The 2,574-nt window shown below is 37.1% G+C and carries 1 protein-coding gene; it reads left to right on the top strand.

Features of this window, described 5'->3' with window-relative positions; all coding sequences use genetic code 11:
• Nucleotides 1-2,574 (top strand): LamG-like jellyroll fold domain-containing protein (locus CLV91_RS00090; protein ID WP_121062764.1); only part of this gene is annotated, 2,574 nt, incomplete at both ends.

Here is a 2,574-nt window from a genome sequence, read left to right on the forward strand (position 1 = left end):
TCAGACCTCTTCTCAGGATGGTGAATGGAGTCCTGTTCTTCCATTTGGGATAGTGCCCGTTGCTGCGGCTAATTTGCCAGATGGCACTCTTATTACATGGTCTTCTAAATTTAGAGATACCTATACAGAGACAGAAGACGGGATGACTTATACAGAGATTTTTGATCCTTTTATGGGGAGTCATGGCCAAGCATTAGGAGAAACTACCTCTAATACGGATCATGATATGTTTTGTCCAGGAATAAATAATCTTCCCGATGGCCGTATACTTTCTGCTGGTGGTACTAGTAGTGAGAGAACAAGTATTTATGATCCAATGACAGGACAATGGAGTGTGGCTTCAGATATGAATATACGCAGAGGGTATCAAGGAAATGTAACACTTTCCGATGGTTCTGTTTTTACTTTAGGAGGTTCTTGGAGTGAGAGTACCGTTATTAATGATAATAAAGATGCAGAACTTTGGACCCCGGAAACAGGATGGATATTACTTCCAGGAATAAAAGGAAGAGATATTTGGACAAACAATGATTTAACTACGGAGTTACAAGATTTATATAGAATAGATAATCATTTATGGTTATGGGCAGCACCAAATGGAAGTTTATTCCATGCAGGACCCAGTGAAATGATGCATTGGATAGATGTCTCTAATGGAGGTTCTATTACTGATGCAGGCCTTAGAGGAGGAGATAGTTATTCTATGAAAGGAAATACGGTAATGTTTGATGAAGGTAAATTATTAAAAACAGGAGGTGCAGAATCTTATAATAGTAATCACCCTGCAAAGAACAATAGCTATGTTATAGATATAAATACTAATACAGCTATAGTAACAGCAACTCCACCTATGAATCATGAACGTACCATGCATAACAGTACAGTATTACCTGATGGAACTGTATTAGTTACAGGAGGTATTGATCATGCGGAGACTTTTTCAGATTCAGGTTCAAAATTAACTCCCGAGATTTATGACCCTGTAGCAAACACTTGGATAGAGGTTGTAGATATGGTAACTCCTAGAACCTATCACAGTGTCGCATTATTAATGCCTGATGGCCGTGTTTTTGTTGGTGGTGGTGGACTTTGTGACAATACCCCTGGTTGTGTAAACCATCAAGATGCTGAAATTTATAGCCCATCGTATCTTTTCGATGCTACAAATAATCTTGCAACAAGACCACAAATAACAACTATTACTAACCCTGTCAATACAACTCTAGGGAATTACGGAGAAGTTATTGCTGATTATGGCGATGTTGTTTCTGTAAATACAGATATAGATGTTTCTGAGTTTAGTTTAATTCGTTTTTCTGCAGTTACCCATAGTACAAACAATGAACAAAGAAGAATACCTTTATCAACAACAACGGGAACAACACACAATTTAACTATACCGAATAGAAATTTATTACCACCAGGGTTCTACATGCTTTTTGCATTAGATACTAATGGGGTCCCTTCGATTTCTAAGACTATTAAAATTGGAGAAGCAATTCCTTTAACAGAAAACCCAAATTTAGTATTGCACTTAGAGTTTGAAGAAACTACAGGGAATACTGCTTTTGATAGTTCTTCTAATAGTAATGATGCTTCTATTTTTGATGTAGATAATAATGCTGCAGACATAACACCAAGCACAACCAATTGGACTACAGGTTTATTTGGGGGAGCTGTAGAAATGGACGGTGGGGAGTTTCAAAGTAATACTATTATAGATATTCCTTACGATTCTTCTTTTAACCCTATTTCTAATTCCGTAACAGTAATGGCATGGGTAAAACGTAGCGATATACAATACAATGCAGGTGTCTTAAGTCATAATTACCCTGCTATGTTTTTTGGTTTTCACAATAGTTTATATAAATGGGAATTTCCTACCAATACGGGAGAATCTGCCAATTGTTATGCTGGTTATACACCACTAGATAAATGGGTGCATATAGCAGCCACTTATGATGGTACTACAGCAAGGTTATTTGCCAATGGTGTAGAGGTTTGTACAGAAAATGTATCTGGAAATATTGTTTTTGACCAAACCACCGCTAACTTTTCTTCTTTCACAAGTTCTGGGTTTTATGAAGGCAGCGACCCTTTGAGTATACCTGGATATAACCAAAGTGGAGTTACAGATGAATTAAATGGAAAAATAGACGAATTAAAAGTATACAACAAAGCTTTAGGAGCAGAGGAAATACAAGCCTTTTACAATTTAGGAACTGGTCTTCCAGATGTAAATCCATGCCCCGATGGCGTGATTACTGCAGAATACAAAATTGGCACAGGTCCTTGGCAAGCAGGAAACAACATTAATGCAACTGAAGGTGCTGAAGTTTATATTAGAGCTATTACTACAGGAGAATATTTAGTAACTATTCCAGAAGTAGATGGAAACACATTTAGCTCTACTGCGGATTTCTTACAAACAGATGGATACCAAGTAAATATAGATACGAACTCCAAGGATAATGATGGTTTTGTATCTAACGAGGATGCGGGGCAGTATGTGTTAACTACAATTGATGGTTGTATTACGGTAATAAACCTAAATGTATCTGGTAATTGTGACCC

The organism is Maribacter vaceletii, assembly GCF_003634105.1.
Lineage (GTDB): Bacteria > Bacteroidota > Bacteroidia > Flavobacteriales > Flavobacteriaceae > Maribacter_B > Maribacter_B vaceletii.